This is a genomic window from Pseudonocardia abyssalis (assembly GCF_019263705.2).
In the GTDB taxonomy this organism is placed as follows: Bacteria; Actinomycetota; Actinomycetes; order Mycobacteriales; family Pseudonocardiaceae; genus Pseudonocardia; species Pseudonocardia abyssalis.
This window is the reverse complement of the sequence record NZ_JADQDK010000001.1, coordinates 995,108-1,011,566: the sequence shown is the minus strand read 5'-3', so window position 1 is coordinate 1,011,566 and position 16,459 is coordinate 995,108. Positions and strand designations below refer to the sequence as shown.

Below are 16,459 nucleotides of genomic sequence, written 5' to 3'. Positions count from 1 at the left end.
GCTGGATGCCAGCGGTGGTCACGGGAACCGGGCCACTCGACCGCCGTTCGCCATGGTGCCACTCACCCCTGTGTGCCGCCTCCCGACCCGGGTGCGCCACCGGTGGCGTGCACCACCTCGAGCAGGGCGTGCAGCTCGGCGGCGGTGCGGGGGCGCGCGTCGGACCCCGCGTCGGCGAGCAGCCGGTGCACCGCGGGGGCCCAGGCCGGGCCGAGCCGGGCCGCGCGGAGCAGCCCGGCGTCGCCGAGGATCGTCGAGGTCTCCCCGGTGACCACCCGCCCGTCGACGACGACCGCGACCTCGTCGGCCCAGCGCTGCGCGAGGTCGACGTCGTGCGTGGACAGCACCGGCGTCGTGCCGGCCGTGTGCAGCGCGGCGAGGGTGACCAGCAGTTCCTCGACGCCCGCCGGGTCCAGGCCCGCCGTCGGCTCGTCGAGCACGAGCAGCCGCGGCGCCATCGCGACGGCCCCCGCGATCGCGACGCGCTTCTTCTGCCCGAACGACAGCAGGTGCGTCGGGCGGTCGGCGAGCGCGGAGATCCCCAGGGCGTCGAGCGCACCGTCGACCCGGGCCCGCACCTCGTCGGGGGCGAGCCCGAGGTTGACCGGCCCGAACGACACGTCCTGGCCGACGCTCGCCGAGAACAGCTGGTCGTCGGGGTCCTGCAGGACCAGCTGCACCTGGGTGCGCAACGCGGTGAGCCCGCGCCGGTTGCGGACGACCGGGGCACCGTCGAGCAGCACCTGCCCCGACGACGCCGCGAGCGCCCCGGCGAGGAGCCGGAACAGCGTCGTCTTGCCGCCGCCGTTGGGCCCGAGCACGGCGACCCGGCGGCCGGCGTGCAGGGCGAGGTCGGCGCCGTCGAGGACGGGGCGCCCGGGCTCGTAGGAGAAGCGCAGGCCGCGCGCCTCGAGGACGGGCGTCACGCGAGCACCAGCGTGGTGCTGACGACCGCGGCGACCAGCACCGCCGAGGCGACGACGAACGGCACCGACAGCGGCCGCTCCTGCACCTGCACCCGCAGGGATCCGGTGTACCCGCGCAGCGCGAGGCCCTGCTCCAGGCGCCGGGCACGGTCGAAGCACCCGACGAAGATCGCCGCGGCCTGGCTCGCGACGCACCGGTAGGTGGTGCGCCACGTGCGGAAGCCCAGCCGGCCGGCCTGCGCCTCGCGGACCGTGCCCGCCGTCTCCAGGAGCAGGAACAGCAGCCGGTAGACCAGTGCCGCGACCTCGGTGACGGCCGCGGGCACACCGAGGCGCTCCAGCCGGGGCAGTGCGTCGGCCAGCGGGGTGCTGGCCGCGAACAGGATCAGGCACAGCAGCGCGGCCGTGCCCCGCCCGGCGAGCGCGACCGCCTGACCGAGGCCCTCGGGGGCCCACCGGACCAGCGGGTCGCCCCCGACCGCGACGAGCAGCGGCACCGACCCGACGACGACGAACACCATCGGGGCCCGTACCGCGCGCAGCACCTGGGCGGGCCGCAGCCGCAGCGGGCCGAGCAGGATCGCGAGCGCGACCGCTCCGACGATCGGCGCACCGGGCCACGGTGGGAGCGCCACCGCCGCCCCGACCAGCCCGAGGGCCAGCAGCGCCTTCTCCCCCGGGTGCCGCAGCCGCCACGGCGTGGTGTGCGCCAGGGTGTCGAGCCCGTGCATCAGGCGGGATCGTCGAGCCGGGAGTCGGGGCGGGCCGCCGCGAGGCGGCGCCGGGCGTTCAGCGTGCCGAACAGGTAACCGAGGAACCCGGCCCCGATCGCCGCCTGCAGCGCGAACAGCGTGGACGCGGTCTCGGCCTCCGGCTCGAACAACGGCGTGAACCAGGGCTCGTAGTCGGGGTGGTCGGCCTCGATCTGCTCGACGGCGAGACCGTCGGCCCCGCCGAACTCGGTGTCGCTGCCGATGAACACCAGCGGGATGACCGCGATGACGAGCACCGCCAGCACGAGCAGCCAGTTGACCAGGGTGGAGCGCGACATCTCAGACCTCCTGCTGGGCGGGGGCGGGGGTGCGCAGCACGCCGAGGCGACGCAGCTCCTCGGGACTGACCTTGATCAGCAACCGCACGATCAGCACCGTGAGCAGGCCCTCGCAGACCGCGAGCGGGATCTGGGTGATCGAGAAGATCGTGCCGAACTTGACGATCGAGCCGAGCACGCCGGAGGTGGCGTCGGGGTAGGCCAGCGCGAGCTGCACCGACGTCGTGGAGTAGGTGGCGAGGTCGGCGAGCGACGCGGCGAGGAAGACCCCGACCGACAGGCCGCCGCCGAGCCGCCCGACCAGCCGGTACACCCCGTACGCGACCCACGGGCCGACGATCGCCATCGAGAACGCGTTGGCCCCGAGCGTCGTGATGCCGCCGTGGGCGATCAACAGGGCCTGGAAGAGCAGCACGACCGTGCCGAGCAGGGCCATCACCGGGGGCCTGAAGAGGATCGCCCCCAGCCCCGTGCCGGTGGGGTGCGAGCTCGACCCCGTGACCGACGGGATCTTCAGCGCCGACAGGACGAACGTGAACGCCCCCGCCGCGCCGAGGAGGAGCTTCGTGTCGGGGTCCTCGCGGACCTGCCGGACGACGGCGCGGGCTCCGTGGACGACGAACGGCGCGGCGACCACCGTCCAGGCCGCGGCGTGCAGCGGCGGGAGGTACCCCTCGGCGATGTGCATGACGGCTCCCGGGGTCGTGGCGGCGACGGGTCGGTCGACCCTAGGACGGCGACCCCAGGAGCTGCAAGACTGAACAGGTCTTCATTTGTTGACGTTCGTATGACGTCTCAGCCGACCGCCGGATCTCCGTGCGCGTGCAGGGCCACCTCGCCGACCACCCCGTCGGACACCACGTCGAGCAGCCGCTCGGTCAGGGCACCCGTGACCCGGTAGCGGACCAGCCTGCCCTCGCGGTGGGCGAGCACCATGCCGTGCGCGCGGAGCAGCCGCAGGGCGTGCGAGACCGCGCTGTCGCTCATCCCCACGGCGAACGCCAGGTCGGAGACGCACAGGTCCCCCGCGTGGTGCAGGGCGAGCAGGATGGAGAGGCGGTTGACGTCGCCGAGCGCGTCGAGGACGGCCGCGGCCTGCTGGACCTGCTCGATGTCGGCGAGCACCGCGGTGGCGTCGCAGACCTGGTCGGGGTCGATGACCCGGACCTCCCGGCGCTTCTCGGGGACCTTGTGCACTCCTACCCCTTCGCGGCTTTGGCCGCGGCCTTGGCCGCCTGCTTGAACTCGCGGACCTTGAGCAGCGACTCCGGATCGACGACGTCGGCGACCGACCGGTGCGCCCCCTCGTCACCGTAGGACCCCGCGGCCTCCCGCCAGCCCTGCGGCGTGATCCCCCGCTGCTTGCCCAGCAGCGCGGTGAAGATCTGCGCCTTCTGCTTCCCGAACCCCGGCAGGGCGAGCAGCCGGGAGAGGAGCTCCGCGCCGTCGGGCACGCCGTCCCAGACCACGGTGACGTCGCCGTCGTAGGTCTCGACGAGCGCCGCACACAGCGCCTGCACCCGCCCGGCCATCGCCTTCGGGTAGCGGTGCAGTGCGCGGGGCGTCGCGAAGATCGCGATCAGCGCGTCGGGGTCGTGGGAGGCGATCTCCCGCGCGTCGAGGCGTTCGCGGCCCAGGCGGCGGGCGAGCTCGGCGGGCGCCCAGAACGCGTGCTCCATCGGGATCTGCTGGTCGAGCAGCATCCCGATCAGGAGGGCGAGCGGGTCGCGGTCGAGCAGCGCGTCGGAGTCGGCGTCCTGGCTCAGCTGCAGCGGCACCCCACGAGAGTAGCGGCGGGCGCATCCGGAGCGGGGGAGGTTCCTCCCGATCAGATGGACGGCGCAACCTCGCGGCGCGATCGGCCGAACCGCACGCCGGGCGGGAACGAACCGTCCTGTGGCGGCCGCGCCGACACGACGAGGGGGTGGAGATCGACGATGTGGCATCCCGAGCCCGACCAGCTCTCCCTCGCCGCTCTGACCTCGACCCCCCGCGACGCGCGCGTCGACCGGCACCTCGAGACGTGTCCTCCGTGCCACGCGCACGTCGACCTGCTGCGACGCAGCATCGATCTCGCGGTCTCCGGCCGGGCGGGGCCCGACGACGAGCCGCCGCCCGGTCGGGTCTGGACCGCGATCACCGGGGAGCTGGGCCCGCGCAGGCGGCGGTGGGTGGCTCCCGTCGCGGCCGCGGTCGCGGCGCTGCTGGTCGGGCTGGGCGCGGGGTGGTTGCTGGGCGGCGCGTCCCCCGCCGAGCAGCCGCTCGGCACGCTCGCGGCCGTCGGCGGGTCGGGCGCGACGGGATCCGTCGCGCTGTCCGGGCGCGGCGGGGTCCGCGAGATCGTCATCCGCGTCGAGGGCGTCATCGCGCCGCCGGACACCGACTACCTCGAGGCCTGGCTGGTCGACGACGCCGGCACCGGGATGCTCTCCCTCGGGGCGCTGGCCCGCGACGGGGGCGGGTACGAGGGCATGTTCACGGTGCCCGCCGACCTGCCGATGGCCCGGTTCCCGACGCTCGAGGTGTCCGCGGAGCGGTTCGACGGGGTGCCCGCGCATTCCGGCGACGGCCTGCTGCGGGGTGCCGTCGGCTGACGGGGTTGGATCGGTGGTGTGGAACCCGCACTCTCCCCCGCATCCGCCGACGCCCTGCGCACCGCGTTGACCCGACACCGCTACACCACCGACGCCGTGCGAGACCTGCTCGGTCCTGGCGCCCACGCCGCGCTCGGCCGGGGCGAGGTCGAGCCCGCGTTCCGGGCCGCGCACGACGGCGGCGAGCTGGGCGTGCTGGTCAGGCTGCTGTTGCTCGGGGCGGTGGAGCCGGACGCCGCCGTGGCCGCCGCGCTCGCACCGCTCTCCGCCGCTGCCGCCGCCGCCGCGGGCCTGCTGCGGGCCGTCGACGGCGGGTGGGCGGCCGCGCTGGACCTGCGGCCGTACGGCGTCGACGACCCGGACGATCCCGCGGAGTGGTGGGTGCTGTCCGACCTCGACGCGCGTCGCCAGGAGCGCGACCACGTCACCGGCGTCGGCGGGGCGTCGCTGACGCTGGCCTCGGCCACCGACCGCCGCCCGGTCGGCACGCTGCTCGACCTCGGCACCGGCTGCGGGGTGCAGGCCCTGCACGCCACCCGGCACGCCCGCTCGGTCACGGCCACCGATGTGGCCCCGCGTGCACTGGCGCTGGCCGCGGCCACGTTCGCGCTCAACGGACTCGACGTCGAGCTGCTCGACGGCCCGTGGCTCGCACCCGTCGCCGGGCGCCGCTTCGACCGGATCGTGTCGAACCCGCCGTTCGTGCCGGGGCCCGCGCGCGTCGACTACGTCTACCGCGACTCCGGCCGGGCCGGCGACGACGCCCTCGCCGCGCTGGTGGCCGACCTGCCAGCCCACCTGGCCGACGGCGGGGTGGCGCAGCTGCTGGGGTCGTGGCTCCATGTCCGGGGCGAGGACTGGCCCGACCGCGTGCGCTCCTGGCTCCCCGAGGGCGTCGACGCCTGGATCGTGCAGCGTGAGGTGGCCGACCCGGCGCTGCACGTCGGGACCTGGCAGCGCGACGCCGGGCTCGACCTCACCTCGCCCGACGCCCGAGCGCAGGCCGGGGCCTGGCTGGACTGGATGGACGCCGCGGCGGTCGAGGCGATCGGGTTCGGGTACCTGGTGCTGCGCCGGACGTCCGGGACGCCGGAGGTGGTCGTGGAGGACCTGCTCACCGAGGTGTCCGACCCGCTCGGGCCCGAGGTGGCCGGCTGGCTCGACCGCGTCGACTGGCTGCGCGCCCACGCCGCCGACGCCGACCTCCTCCGCGCCCGGCTCGCCGTCGCGCCGCAGGTCGTGCTGGAGACGTTCTCGACGCCCGCTGACGAGGGCTGGGCCGACGCCGGGTCGGCCGTCGCGCGGCTGGACGGGCCGCGCTGGCGCCACGAGGTCGACGGCCCCGCCGCCGCCCTGCTGGCCGGGTGCCGGGGTGCGCTGCCGCTCGACGAGCTGCTGGAACTGCTGTCCTTCGCCCACGACCGCCCCGTCGACGAGCTGGTGGCCGCGACCCTGCCCGCGGTGCGGGAGCTGGTGCGGCACGGGCTGCTGGTCCCCGCGTGAGGGCGGTCACCGCCCGGGTGACCCGGGCGTCGGTGACGGTCGACGGGGCGGTGGTCGGGAGCATCGGCCCCGGCCTGCTGGTCCTGCTCGGGGTGCACCGCGACGACACCCCCGACGCGGTGCCGGTGATGGCCCGCAAGCTCGCCGAGCTGCGGATACTCGCCGGGGAGCGGTCCTGCGCCGAGGTCGGGGCCCCGATGCTGGTGGTCAGCCAGTTCACCCTCCACGGCGACACCCGCAAGGGCCGCCGCCCGTCCTGGTCGGCGGCCGCAGCGCCGTCGGTCGCGGCGCCGCTGGTGGACGCGGTGGTGGCGGCGCTGCGGGAGCGGGGGACGACGGTGCAGACGGGGGTCTTCGGGGCCGACATGGCGGTGGAGTCGGTGAACGACGGCCCGTTCACCCTGATCATCGACACCTGACCCGTCGGGTGTGCCGTCGGTGCCCGGCGAGTTGCCGGTAGTTCCTCCCCGGTCGACCCACACCCGTCCGGCCGCCGGGCATCCAAAGCGCCGTGGCCCGTGGCGGAGCCCTAGGCTGCCGCGATGCGACGACGCCTCTCCGTGCTCGTGGCGGTACTCGCCGCCACTCTCACCGCCTGCGGCACCGCGGCGACCCCGGCGATCTCCCCCGCCGACGGCCCGGGCGGCGGCGACGGCGGCACCGGCGAGTCCCGGGACGTCAGCGGGTTCACCGGGGTGGAGCTGACGACGATCGGCAATCTGGTGATCGACCGGACGGGCACCGAGTCGTTGACGATCGAGGCCGAGCCCGACGTCCTCCCACTACTCACCAGCGAGGTGTCGGGCGGCGTCCTGCGCCTCGGGGTGACGCCGGGCAGCGAGATCGCCACCCGGGAGCCGATCGTCTACCGGCTCACCGTCGCCGCGCTGGACTCGCTGTCCGTCTCCGGGGCGGGCGACGCCACCGCGACGAACCTCGAGACCGACCGCCTCACCGTCGACGTCGACGGGGCAGGCGACGTGACGCTGGCCGGCACCGCCGACGCCCAGGTCGTCAGGCTCGGCGGCGCGGGCGACTACGACGCCGAGGACCTGCGGAGCGCCACGGTCGAGATCACCGTCGGCGGGGCGGGCGACGCCGTCGTGAACGCGAGCGACCGGCTCGACGCGACCGTCGGCGGTGCCGGGTCCGTCGAGTACGTCGGGAACCCGCAGGTCACGCAGGACGTCAGCGGCGTCGGGTCGGTCGAGCCGCGCTGACTCACGACGGGTCGTCGACGAAGCTCCGGTAGACCGACAGCAGCGCGGCGCGCTGCGCGGGGCTCAGCCGCGGGTCGCGTGTGATCACGTCCTCCGTGGTCTCCGGGTCGGGAGCGGGGCGCGCGTCGCGCCAGCCGGCCTGGGTGAGCAGCTGCTCGGTGGACAGGTGCAGGGCGTCGGCGATGGAGTGCAGCACCTTGAGCGAGGGCTGGTGCAGCCCGCGCTCGATCTGGCTCAGGTAGGCGTTGGACACGCTCGTCATCGCCGCCATCTCGCGCAGCGACAGCTTCGCCAGCTGCCGCTGCGCACGGATGAACCCGCCCAGCGCGTTGATCGACCACGAGCCGGGCGGGTCATCGGGCTGCTCTGCCGCACTCATGCCCGCATCATGTCTGTTCCGGGCGCAGGTGCCCAACAGCTCAGGTGCCCAACAGCTCAGGTGCCCAACAGCTCAGGTGCCCAGCACGTAGCTCCCCGGCGCGGCCATCAGGACCGGGTGGTCGTCGCTGCCCAGGCGCGGCGGGTCGGTCATCTCGCCCGCCCGCTCACCGATCCACGGCGACCAGTCCTCCCACCAGCTCTTGCGGTGCTCGCCCGCGTCGTCGCGCCAGTCGTCGGCGCTCGCGGGAAGGTCGGCGCCCTCGCCGAACCAGTGCTTCGACTTCGGCGACGGCGGGTTGACGACGCCGGCGATGTGCCCGGAGTTCGACAGGACGAACCGGACCGTGCCGCCGAGGTGCCGCAGTCCCTTGTAGACCGAGCGCCACGGCGCGATGTGGTCGGCCTCCGCACTGACGACGTACGCGTCCTGGGTGACCGCGCCGAGGTCGAGGCGCTCCCCCGCGAGCTCCAGCTTGCCCTCGACGAGCTGGTTGTCGAGGTAGAGGTTGCGCAGGTACTCGGTCTGCATCGCGGCCGGCATGCGCGTGGAGTCGGCGTTCCAGGCGAGCATGTCGAACGCGGCGGGCTCCTCGCCGAGCAGCCAGTCGTTGATCACGTAGTTCCACACCAGATCGGTGGCGCGCAGCAGGTCGAACGTCGACTTCATGCTGCTCGCGGGCAGGTAGCCGGTGCGGCGCATGGTGCGCTCGAGGCGGTCGACCGTCTTCTCGTCGGTGAAGACGCCGAGCTGGCCGGGCTCGCTGAAGTCGAGCAGCGTGTTCATCAGCGTGATCGAGTTGATCCGCTGGTCACCCCGCGCGGCGAGCCACGCCGCGGTGGCCGCGGCGAGGGTGCCGCCCAGGCACAGTGCCGCGACGTTGACCTTCTCGGCCCCGGTGATGTCCCCGATGACGTCGAGCGCGGCGAGTGGGCCGTCCTGCATGTAGTCGGCCATCACGACGTCACGCATGCTCTCGTCGGGGTTGCGGTAGGAGATCACGAACACCGTGTGCCCGTGCTGCACCGCCCACTCGACGAGGCTCTTCTGCGGCGCGAGATCCATGATGTAGTACTTGTTGATCCACGGCGGCGAGAGCAGCAGCGGGATCTCGTGCACCTGCTCGGTCTGCGGCTTGTACTGGATGAGCTCCATCAGCCGGTTGCGGTGCACGACGACGCCCGGCGTGGCGGCCAGGTCCTTGCCCACCTCGAACTCACCCGGCGTGGTCTGCCGCGGCATCCCGCCCGAGCCGACGGTGTCGCGCAGCAGGTTGCGGGTGCCGCGGAACAGGCTCTGCCCACCGGTCTCGAACGCCTTCTTCACCATCGTCGGGTTCGACCACGGCCAGTTGACGGGCGAGGTGGCGTCGACGGTCTGGCGCACCAGGAAATCGATCTTGCGGCGGGACACCGGGCTCAGCTCGACCCCGCTCGCGACGGCCTCGAGGTACTCCGCGAACAGCGCGTGCTGCTGGCGCAGGAGGTAGTAGTACGCGTTGCCCTCCCACGCGGGGTCGGCGTAGCGACGGTCCTTCTCCGGCAGCGCGGCCGGACCGGCCCCGTGGCCGCCGACGCTGCGCGCGAGGGCGGCGATTGTCGCGCGGCCGGTCCCCGCGGCGAGCCCGGCCGTGCGGCGGGCCACCGGCAGCGGGCGCGACAGCAGTCCCTTGGCCACCTCGCCGAGCGCCCCGCCGAAGGCCACGGGATCGATCCGGGCGGCCAGCGCCCCGGGATCCAGGAGGTCCTTGACGCCGTTCACCACTCCCGCCGCGGTCTTCTGCAGGGTGGTGGTCGGGTCGCTCGAGGGGGTCACGGCAACTCCTTCGTCGTCGGTGGCGGTGCTCGTGGCACAGGGAGTACCCGATAGTGACCCCCTACTCACGGGTAGACATAAACCCTGGTCACACGTCACGTGCGAGCGTCGTCACCATCGTGCTTGGTATTCCAAGCGATACTTCCGAGTAGGCCACCTGTTGCTGTACATGCCTAACGCCACCTACCGTCGGGTGACGACGGCGCCGCAGCCGTCCGAGCCTCGGGGAGCCCAACGATGACCGCACCCACGACCGGAGTCGGTGGCGCCCTGCGCCACCTCGCGGCCTACAACGCCGCCGCAGCGACCCGCACGACCGTCGAACTGACGCGCTCCGCGGGCCACCTCTGGCTCGACGCCGTGACCCGGCCCCGTAGCCCGCTGAAGAACGCCGCCCGCGGCGCGCTCTGGTGGAGCACCATGCTCGACCGGCGCGAGCCGCGCTGGCACCGCGCCAACACGATCGCCCTGACGACGCCGTTCGCGTACCTGCGCGACTTCACCGCACCCACCGACGTCGACCACGACGTGGTGCCGACGCTGGTACTGCCGCCGCAGGCCGGGCACTCCAGCCACGTCATCGACTTCTCGCCGCGGCAGAGCCAGCTCGCCGTGCTCGCCGCGTCGGGGTTGACGAAGCTCTACGCGCTGGAGTGGCGCCCGGCCACCACCGCGACGCGCGACGTCACGATCACCGACTACCTCGACCTGATCGACCGCTCGATCCGCCGGATGGGCGGGCGCGCCAACCTCGTCGGCGACTGCCAGGGCGGCTGGCTGGCCGCGATCTACGCGGCGCTGTACCCCGAGCGCGTGCACACCCTCACCCTCGCCGGCGCCCCGATCGACTTCCACGCGGGCGAGTCCGTCATCGCCTCCTCCACCCGTGCCATGACGGGCGCACTCGGCCTCGCGCCGTACAAGGCGCTGGTCAAGGTGGGCGGCGGCAACATGCCCGGCCGCGCCGTGTTGGCCAACTTCATCGCGATCCAGCCGCAGTCGGAGGTGTCGCGGCAGCTCCAGCTGCTGGAGAACATCGACGACGAGGCGCACGTCGAGCGCTACCGGGTGTTCGAGGACTGGTTCAAGCACACCCAGGACATCCCCGGTGCGTTCTACCTGTGGCTCGTGGAGCACCTGTTCCACGGCAACGAGCTGATCAGCGGCGACCTCGTGATCGACGGCCGCCGCGCCGACCTCGCGAACATCACCTGCCCGCTGTTCCTGCTCGCCGGCTCGGCCGACCACATCACCCCGCCCGCGCAGCTGTTCGCCGCGGCCGACGCGGTGGGCACGCCGGAGGCGCAGATCACCCGGCGCACCGCGCAGGGCGGGCACCTCGGCCTGTTCATGGGCCGCGACGCGCTGCGCGACGACTGGCGCCCCCTGATGGAGGCCGTGTACGAGCTCTCGGCGTCCGGAGCGCACCCCGAACGCGCGGGGGCGGTCGCCGATCCCGGTGACACGCCCCGCATCCCGGCGCCCTGACCCGCGCGATCGACTGAGGGGGCGCTGAGAGTGCGTCCGCTCCCGGGAACGATTCCCGGGACGGGCGCGTTCAACCCCATGAGAGCCCCGGCAGCGACGGACCACAGCATCCGCTCGCCGCCCGGGTCGCGCAGGGGAGGAAGACACCATGACAGCGCCCACCAGGACCGCGCCCACCAAGACCGCGCCCAAGAAGACCCGGACCCCACGATCGTCCGCCGTGAAGACCGTCCCGAGCCAGCGTACCGGCTCCGGACCCGCGGCCGGCTCCGCCGAGCCGGTGGTGAGTTCGGTGTTCGCGAACGCCGCTCCCGGTGAGCGTCCCGAGATGACCGCGGAGGACCTCGACGCCCAGAGTCCCGCGGCCGACCTCGTCCGCGTCTACCTCAACGGCATCGGCAAGACCGCGCTGCTCACGGCGGCACAGGAGGTCGACCTGGCCCGGCGCATCGAGGCCGGCGTCTTCGCCCAGCACGTCATCGACAGCGCGGTCGCCGAGGGCACCGAGCTGGAGAAGCAGTACGCGGCCGACCTGCGCTGGGTCGTGCGCGACGGCCGCCGCGCCCGCAACCACCTGCTGGAGGCCAACCTCCGGCTCGTCGTCTCGCTGGCCAAGCGCTACACCGGCCGCGGGATGCCGCTGCTCGACCTCATCCAGGAGGGGAATCTGGGTCTGATCCGCGCGGTCGAGAAGTTCGACTACGCCAAGGGGTTCAAGTTCTCCACCTACGCCACCTGGTGGATCCGGCAGGCGATCACGCGCGGCATGGCCGACCAGGCCCGCACGATCCGGCTGCCCGTGCACCTCGTCGAGCAGGTCAACAAGCTCGCACGGATCAAGCGCGACCTGCACCAGAAGCTGGGCCGCGACGCCACCCACGAGGAGCTGGCCGAGGAGTCGGGCATCCCCGAGGGCAAGATCGCCGACCTGCTCGACCACGCACGCGACCCGGTGAGCCTCGACATGCCGGTGGGGTCCGAGGAGGAGGCGCCGCTGGGCGACTTCATCGAGGACGGCGAGGCCACCGACGCCGAGACCACGGTGATCTCGCACCTGTTGCACGACGACCTGCGACGCGTGCTCTCCACCCTGGAGGACCGCGAGCAGCACGTCATCCGCATGCGCTTCGGCCTCGACGACGGGCAGCCGCGCACGCTCGACCAGATCGGCAAGCGCTTCGGGCTCTCCCGCGAGCGGGTCCGCCAGATCGAGCGCGAGGTGATGGGCAAGCTGCGGATCGGCGAGCGCGCCGACCGGCTGCGGGCCTACGCCAGCTGACCCGTTCCCCGAAGTACGTTCTCTGACCGGCGCCGCCCGCTGGGCTCCCCTGAGCGCGGGCGGCGCCGGTCGTGACGTTGTCTACTCCCCCGCCGCCCGTCGCGGCGCGCGCCGCGCCCGGTACGAACTGGAGTTCACTCCAACGTGGTCGTCAGACCTGTGGGACCAGCGCCGAGAGAGCCGCCGAGCCGCGTACCGCGGTGGCGAGATCGACCAGTGCCGCACCGTGGCCCGCCGCGAGTGCGGCACTGTCGTCGGTGAGGGTTCCGCGGTCGACGTACGCGCCGTGGTCGAAGTAGAGCCCGGGGCTGAGCACCTGCACCGCGAAGAAGCCGGCCAGGACGTTGCGCAGGTCGTTGGTGGCGAGGAAGTGGTGCCCGCTCGCGCCGGTGATCACGGTGGCCGCCACCTTGCCCTGCAACGGCTGTGTCCGTTCCCCCCACCTGCCGCGCTCCGTGCCCTCCAGCAGCGTCTTGAGCAGGGCGGAGTAGGTGGCGCGGTAGACCGGGCTGCCGAACACGACGGCGTCGGCGGCGTCGATCGCGGCCACCACATCGGCCAGCTCCGCTCCCCCGAGCTCGATCAGGTCGGTCAGCGCGCCGGCCGACGCGGCACCCGTCAGCACGGCGGCGATCGCGGTGCTCGTGCGCCCGCCGGCATCCGGGCCACCGGCGACACCCACGACCTTCATCGACCCTCCCCCGACGTGACCGCATAGCGCCCGCGGTAGAACAGCAACGGCAACCGGGCCGCGTCGGCCCCGAGGTCCTGCACCTGCCCGACGACGATCGTGTGGTCGCCGCCGTCGAACTCGTCGCGGAGCTCGCAGTCGATCCAGGCGCTGACGCCGTCGAGCACCGGGGCTCCGGACGGGCCCGGCTGCCAGGTCACCCCCGCGAACTTGTCGACGCCGGACCGCGCGAAGCCCGAGGACAGCTCCTGGTGGTCGGCGGCCAGCACGTTGACGCAGAACGCGCCGACCTCGCGGATCCGTGGCCAGGTCGTGGACGTGCGCGACGGGGCGAAGCTCACCAGCGGCGGCTCCAGCGACAGCGACGAGAACGACTGACACGTGAAGCCGAGCGGGCCGTCCGGCCCCGACGCGGTGATCACGACGATGCCGGACACGAAGTGCCCGAGCACCTCCCGCATGACGGCGGGCGACACGGGTCCCGGTGGCGCACTCATGACCCGACCCTAGCCAATGCGGGGCCGTCGCCGTCGGACCGAGCGGAGATCCGGCTCGCCCGCAGCCCCGCCCGGGCCCGGTGTCTCGACACTGAGACACCTACGGCGCCGATCTTCGTCGAGACTGACGCGGTGTCCCGCCCGAAGCGGACACGACGACCGCTCCGCCGCTCACCTGCCGGGTGAGCGGCGGACGGTTCGGGCACGCACCACCGAGAGCTCGGTGCGGGAGCGAACGCCGAGTTTGCGGTAGACCTTCCACAGCGTCGCCTCGACGGTGGCGACGGTGAGGAACAGCTCCGCGGCCACCTCGCGGTTGGAGCGCCCGGCCGCCACCAGTGCCGCGACGCGCTCCTCGGCACCGGTGAGTGCCGTGGCCGACGGGGCCCGGCCGCCGATCCGGGCCAGTTCCTCGCGGGCGCGGGCGGTCCACGGCGGGCTGCCCAGTTCCTCGAAGATCACGACCGCGGCCCGCAGCGCGTCGCGGGCTGCGCGGCGGCGCTTCGCCCGGCGGTGGATCGAGCCCGCGACCAGCAGCGTCCGCCCGTGCTCGAAGGGCGCGCCGAGGCGTTCGTGGGCGGCGATCGCCTCGGTCGACGCGGCGGCCGCCCCGTCGGCGTCGCCCCGTGCGGCGAGCAGCAGGGCCCGGCAGCGCGTCGCCCCGGCCAGCGACGACGCCCGGCCCAGCGCCTGCGCCTGCGCGGTGAAACGCGCGAGGAGCACGTCGGCGCGGTCCAGCTCGCCGAGCGCGACGAGCGCCTCCACGTGGTCGAGGACGAACCGGGACAGCCCGGGGTCGAACCCCCCGTGCAACAGCCGCTCGGCCAGCGGCGAGAGGTGCCGGTCGACGGCGGCATGGTCGCCGCAGGACAGCTCCACGAACCCCAGCAGGGTGTGCCCGAACCGCACGGCCATCGGCGAGGAGACGGCCGTGCCGAGCGCCATCGCGTCGGCCGCGTCGGCCCTGGCCTCCGCGAGCATCCCCAGCCGGGCCCGCACGTGCCCCCTGGCCTGGAGCAGCAGCGACCGCCCGAGACCGTCACCGGAGGCGTCGGCGACGCGGTGGCCCTCGTCGGCCAGGTCGAGGGCGAGCGCCCAGTGGCCGGCGCGCCGCTCCACCTCGATGAGGTTGAACAGCGCGATGCACGCCGCGCGGTCGAGGCCGCGGTCACGGGCGTCGCCGTACTCGGCACGCAGGGTCGCGCGGGCCGCGTCGAGGTCGTCGGTCAGGCTCAGCAGCATCCCGGAGACGAGCCCCGGCGTCTTGTCGTTGGGGGCGAAGCGGGTCCAACGGCGCTGCGCCGACGCGGGTTCGAGCAGCTCGGGGCGCAGCCCGTGGCCGTCCCAGAACTGGGTCCAGGCCAGGGTCGCCCGGCTCTCCGCGATCGAGTCCGCGTCGGATCCGGTGAGCGCGATGCGCAGGCCCTGGTGCGCGTGGGCGTCGGCGGAGAAGGTGTTGCCCGCGAAGACCTGCACGACCGCGAGCTGGCGGTGGGCCGCGGCGGCCAGCTCGCCCAGCACGCCGCCGCCATCGTCGGTGCCCGCCAGCTCCGCGACGACCCCGAGCGCCCCCCGCAGCTGCGTGAGGGCCTCGTCGGTGTCGTCCTCGGACCAGAAGGTGCCCGACCACAGCAGCGCCTCGGCCCGCAGCGGCCCGGGCGGCAGGTCGGCGACGAGCGGGCGGAGCCGCTCACGGGCGGTGTCCGCGTCGTCGGCCCGGTAGTGGTGGCAGGCGGCGTCGATCACGCGCCGGGCCCGGTCGTCCGGACGGTCCGGCGGGGTCAGCGCCACCGCGCGGTCGGCCAGGGCGGCCGCGGCGTCCGGCGCACCCTGCGCCGACGCGCGGCGCGCGGCCGCGTCGAGCGCGGCGGCCACAGCCGGGTCGGGGCCGGTGGCCGCGGCGGCGAGGTGGACCGCGCGCTCGGCCGGGTCGTCGGTGGCGGCGGCCAGCTCCCGGTGCAGGCCCTGGCGGCGCAGCGCGGGCAGCCCCGCCGTCACCGCCGAGCGCAGGATCGGGTGGGTGAAGCGGACGTCGGCGCCGTCGACGTCGAGCAGTCCCTCGTCGACGGCCTCCTCCAGCGCCGCGGCCGTCTCCGGCCCGACGACCGCCGTGACCCGGTCGACGGTGGTCGCGGACAGCAGCGCGACGACCCCGAGCGTCCGCCGCGCCGCAGCGGAGAGCGCGGCCAGTCGCCGGGTCGTGACGGCGAGGACGCCGCCGGGCACCGGGAGGTCCTCCTCGCTCGGGCGTCGCCGCCCGCCGGCCACCACCGCCCGCCCGATCTCGACGGCGTAGAACGGGTTGCCGCCGCTGACCCGGTGGATGTGTCCGGTGGTGCGGGCCGACAGCGCCATACCGGCGTGCTCGGTGAGCAGCACGTGCACGTCGTCGACGTCCAGCGCCCCGAGCTCGACGCGCACGGTCGTCGCCGCCAGCGCCGGAGCGTCCAGCCCGATCGGCACGCCCGGTTCCCCCGTGCGCCGGGCCAGCAGCACCCCCACCCGCTCCCGGCGCAGCCGCCGCAGGACGTAGCGCAGCAGCCGCTGCGAGGAGCGGTCCATCCAGGTGACGTCGTCGACGGCGACGACCAGCGGACCCTCGGCCGCGAGCAGCCGGACGACGCCCAGTGCGGCGGCGCACACGGCGCTCGGGTCGGCAGCCGCACCGGGGTCGCCCGAGCGCAGCAGCGCCACGTCGAGCGCGGCCCGCTGCACCGCGGGCAACCCGTCGCCCGCCTCCACCGGCACCACGGCGGACAGGTCGCGCAGCCCGACGAACGGCAGGTCGGACTCGGCGTCGACCGCCGTGGCGGACAGCACGCGGTGCCCGCGCGCCCGGGCCGCGGTGATCGCGGCCCGCCACACGGTGGTCTTGCCGATCCCGGCGGGCCCCTCCAGCAGCAACCCGGCCGGACCGTCGGCGGCGCGGTCGAGAAACCGCTCCACCTCGGCGAGCTGCGCGTCCCGGCCCACGGCCACGGTCTCGGACATGGGTCCTCCCGAACCCAGGATCCAC

General features: G+C 74.3%; 17 protein-coding genes. 6 read left to right on the top strand and 11 right to left on the bottom strand.

Annotated features, from left to right (window positions below; all coding sequences use genetic code 11):
• Positions 1-62 precede the first annotated feature (62 nt).
• From I4I81_RS04825 to I4I81_RS04800, 6 genes are all read right to left on the bottom strand, one after another.
• Positions 63-926, bottom strand: coding sequence for an energy-coupling factor ABC transporter ATP-binding protein (locus I4I81_RS04825; protein ID WP_226363750.1), 864 nt, complete (start codon positions 924-926; stop codon positions 63-65).
• Complete coding sequence (gene cbiQ / locus I4I81_RS04820; RefSeq protein WP_218602580.1) at positions 923-1,657, bottom strand: cobalt ECF transporter T component CbiQ; 735 nt, start codon at positions 1,655-1,657, stop codon at positions 923-925. The genes I4I81_RS04825 and cbiQ overlap by 4 nt, the downstream gene beginning before the upstream one ends.
• Positions 1,657-1,977 carry an energy-coupling factor ABC transporter substrate-binding protein gene (locus I4I81_RS04815; protein ID WP_218602581.1) on the bottom strand — a complete coding sequence of 107 codons (321 nt, stop codon included), beginning with the start codon at positions 1,975-1,977 and terminating at the stop codon, positions 1,657-1,659. Before I4I81_RS04815 ends, cbiQ begins: the two co-directional genes overlap by 1 nt.
• Position 1,978: 1 nt before the next feature.
• Positions 1,979-2,665: an energy-coupling factor ABC transporter permease gene (locus tag I4I81_RS04810; protein ID WP_218602582.1), complete on the bottom strand. Its 687-nt coding sequence runs from the start codon at positions 2,663-2,665 to the stop codon at positions 1,979-1,981.
• 107 nt (positions 2,666-2,772) lie between these two features.
• Positions 2,773-3,174, bottom strand: a complete 402-nt coding sequence (locus tag I4I81_RS04805; RefSeq protein ID WP_218602583.1) for an ArsR/SmtB family transcription factor — start codon at positions 3,172-3,174, stop codon at positions 2,773-2,775.
• 2 nt (positions 3,175-3,176) lie between these two features.
• Positions 3,177-3,755: an HhH-GPD-type base excision DNA repair protein gene (locus tag I4I81_RS04800; protein WP_226363749.1), complete on the bottom strand. Its 579-nt coding sequence runs from the start codon at positions 3,753-3,755 to the stop codon at positions 3,177-3,179.
• A 159-nt stretch (positions 3,756-3,914) separates the two neighbouring features.
• On the opposite strand from I4I81_RS04800, the gene I4I81_RS04795 reads away from it, so the two are divergent.
• The 4 genes from I4I81_RS04795 to I4I81_RS04780 all read left to right on the top strand — a co-directional run bounded on the left by I4I81_RS04795 (position 3,915) and on the right by I4I81_RS04780 (position 7,294).
• A complete protein-coding gene (locus I4I81_RS04795) occupies positions 3,915-4,571 on the top strand; it encodes an anti-sigma factor (protein ID WP_218602585.1) in 657 nt (218 codons plus the stop codon).
• Positions 4,572-4,589: 18 nt separating this feature from the next.
• On the top strand, positions 4,590-6,074 hold the full coding sequence (locus I4I81_RS04790; RefSeq protein ID WP_218602586.1) for a DUF7782 domain-containing protein: 1,485 nt from the start codon (positions 4,590-4,592) through the stop codon (positions 6,072-6,074).
• Positions 6,071-6,493 (top strand): D-aminoacyl-tRNA deacylase, encoded by a 423-nt coding sequence (dtd, locus tag I4I81_RS04785; protein ID WP_218602587.1) that lies wholly within the window; start codon positions 6,071-6,073, stop codon positions 6,491-6,493. Before I4I81_RS04790 ends, dtd begins: the two co-directional genes overlap by 4 nt.
• A gap of 123 nt (positions 6,494-6,616) precedes the next feature.
• Complete coding sequence (locus I4I81_RS04780; RefSeq protein ID WP_218602588.1) at positions 6,617-7,294, top strand: head GIN domain-containing protein; 678 nt, start codon at positions 6,617-6,619, stop codon at positions 7,292-7,294.
• Between the two features lies 1 nt (position 7,295).
• Here I4I81_RS04780 and I4I81_RS04775 read toward each other — a convergent pair whose 3' ends face one another.
• Together I4I81_RS04775 and I4I81_RS04770 are read right to left on the bottom strand one after the other, a co-directional pair.
• Entirely contained in the window at positions 7,296-7,673 is a 378-nt protein-coding gene (locus I4I81_RS04775) for a helix-turn-helix domain-containing protein (RefSeq protein WP_218602589.1), read from the bottom strand.
• 72 nt (positions 7,674-7,745) lie between these two features.
• On the bottom strand, positions 7,746-9,488 hold the full coding sequence (locus I4I81_RS04770; RefSeq protein WP_218602590.1) for a PHA/PHB synthase family protein: 1,743 nt from the start codon (positions 9,486-9,488) through the stop codon (positions 7,746-7,748).
• Positions 9,489-9,725: 237 nt separating this feature from the next.
• Between I4I81_RS04770 and I4I81_RS04765 the strand changes: the two genes are divergently transcribed.
• Both I4I81_RS04765 and I4I81_RS04760 read left to right on the top strand, forming a co-directional pair.
• Positions 9,726-10,976 (top strand): DUF3141 domain-containing protein, encoded by a 1,251-nt coding sequence (locus tag I4I81_RS04765; RefSeq protein WP_218602591.1) that lies wholly within the window; start codon positions 9,726-9,728, stop codon positions 10,974-10,976.
• 328 nt (positions 10,977-11,304) lie between these two features.
• On the top strand, positions 11,305-12,255 hold the full coding sequence (locus tag I4I81_RS04760) for a sigma-70 family RNA polymerase sigma factor (protein ID WP_218602597.1): 951 nt from the start codon (positions 11,305-11,307) through the stop codon (positions 12,253-12,255).
• A 151-nt stretch (positions 12,256-12,406) separates the two neighbouring features.
• Here I4I81_RS04760 and I4I81_RS04755 read toward each other — a convergent pair whose 3' ends face one another.
• The 3 genes from I4I81_RS04755 to I4I81_RS04745 form a co-directional block, all read right to left on the bottom strand.
• Entirely contained in the window at positions 12,407-12,946 is a 540-nt protein-coding gene (locus I4I81_RS04755) for an NAD(P)H-dependent oxidoreductase (RefSeq protein ID WP_218602592.1), read from the bottom strand.
• Positions 12,943-13,443, bottom strand: coding sequence for a flavin reductase family protein (locus I4I81_RS04750; protein ID WP_218602593.1), 501 nt, complete (start codon positions 13,441-13,443; stop codon positions 12,943-12,945). Before I4I81_RS04750 ends, I4I81_RS04755 begins: the two co-directional genes overlap by 4 nt.
• 171 nt (positions 13,444-13,614) lie before the next feature.
• Complete coding sequence (locus I4I81_RS04745) at positions 13,615-16,434, bottom strand: helix-turn-helix transcriptional regulator (protein ID WP_218602594.1); 2,820 nt, start codon at positions 16,432-16,434, stop codon at positions 13,615-13,617.
• Positions 16,435-16,459: the final 25 nt, after the last annotated feature.

Excerpts from the sequence above, each read along its gene's own strand:
- cbiQ (WP_218602580.1), bottom strand. The coding sequence starts at position 1,657 with ATGCACGGGCTCGACACCCTGGCGCACACCACGCCGTGGCGGCTGCGG.
- I4I81_RS04815 (WP_218602581.1), bottom strand. The coding sequence starts at position 1,977 with ATGTCGCGCTCCACCCTGGTCAACTGGCTGCTCGTGCTGGCGGTGCTC.
- I4I81_RS04810 (WP_218602582.1), bottom strand. The coding sequence starts at position 2,665 with ATGCACATCGCCGAGGGGTACCTCCCGCCGCTGCACGCCGCGGCCTGG.
- I4I81_RS04795 (WP_218602585.1), top strand. The coding sequence starts at position 3,915 with ATGTGGCATCCCGAGCCCGACCAGCTCTCCCTCGCCGCTCTGACCTCG.
- I4I81_RS04780 (WP_218602588.1), top strand. The coding sequence starts at position 6,617 with ATGCGACGACGCCTCTCCGTGCTCGTGGCGGTACTCGCCGCCACTCTC.
- I4I81_RS04775 (WP_218602589.1), bottom strand. The coding sequence starts at position 7,673 with ATGAGTGCGGCAGAGCAGCCCGATGACCCGCCCGGCTCGTGGTCGATC.
- I4I81_RS04765 (WP_218602591.1), top strand. The coding sequence starts at position 9,726 with ATGACCGCACCCACGACCGGAGTCGGTGGCGCCCTGCGCCACCTCGCG.
- I4I81_RS04760 (WP_218602597.1), top strand. The coding sequence starts at position 11,305 with ATGACCGCGGAGGACCTCGACGCCCAGAGTCCCGCGGCCGACCTCGTC.
- I4I81_RS04755 (WP_218602592.1), bottom strand. The coding sequence starts at position 12,946 with ATGAAGGTCGTGGGTGTCGCCGGTGGCCCGGATGCCGGCGGGCGCACG.
- I4I81_RS04750 (WP_218602593.1), bottom strand. The coding sequence starts at position 13,443 with ATGAGTGCGCCACCGGGACCCGTGTCGCCCGCCGTCATGCGGGAGGTG.
- I4I81_RS04745 (WP_218602594.1), bottom strand. The coding sequence starts at position 16,434 with ATGTCCGAGACCGTGGCCGTGGGCCGGGACGCGCAGCTCGCCGAGGTG.